This is a genomic window from Clavibacter lycopersici (genome assembly GCF_003576405.1).
GTDB lineage: Bacteria > Actinomycetota > Actinomycetes > Actinomycetales > Microbacteriaceae > Clavibacter > Clavibacter lycopersici.
Genome location: NZ_QWGT01000495.1, coordinates 1 through 696, shown reverse-complemented (window position 1 = coordinate 696; position 696 = coordinate 1). Strand labels below are relative to the sequence as shown.

Below are 696 nucleotides of genomic sequence, written 5' to 3'. Positions count from 1 at the left end.
CCTCGGGGACGCGCCCGCCCTCCGCCCGCGCACCCTGGCGGCGGTGATCGGCGTCGGCCACGTCGGTCCCGTGGCCGTCGACCTCGTCGCGGACGGCCCGCACGCGGTCGTCGCCGGCACGACGGGCAGCGGCAAGAGCGAGCTCCTCGTCACGTGGATGACGGCGCTCGCCGCAGCGCACCCGCCCGAGGAAGTGACCGTGCTCCTCGTCGACTTCAAGGGCGGCGCCGCGTTCGATCCGCTGCTGGTCCTGCCGCACGCCGTCGGGCTGGTCACCGACCTCGACGGGCAGGGCGCGCGCCGCGCGCTCGAGAGCCTGCGCGCGGAGATCCGCCACCGCGAGCGCGTCCTCCGCGAGGCCGGCGCGCGCGACGTCGACGACCCCGCCGCCGCCGGTGCGCTGCCGCGCCTGGTCATCGTGGTCGACGAGCTGGCGGCCCTCCTCGCCGACCAGGACGGACTGCACGAGGTCGTCGCCGACATCGCCGCCCGGGGCCGCTCCCTCGGCATGCACCTCATCCTCTGCACGCAGCGCCCCGCCGGCGTCGTGCGCGACGCGGTGCTCGCCAACTGCGACCTCCGCCTGTCGCTCCGCGTCAACAACGAGGCCGACAGCCGCGCGCTCCTCGGCACGGTCGAGGCCGCCGGCCTCGCGGACGCGCCCGTCGGCCGCTGCCTCGTCGGGGCGCACGGCGC

1 protein-coding gene is annotated in these 696 nt (G+C 77.6%); it reads left to right on the top strand.

Going from position 1 to position 696, the window contains the following annotated elements:
* On the top strand, positions 1-696 hold a 696-nt coding region (locus DZG00_RS16160; protein WP_255414086.1), incomplete at both ends, for an FtsK/SpoIIIE domain-containing protein.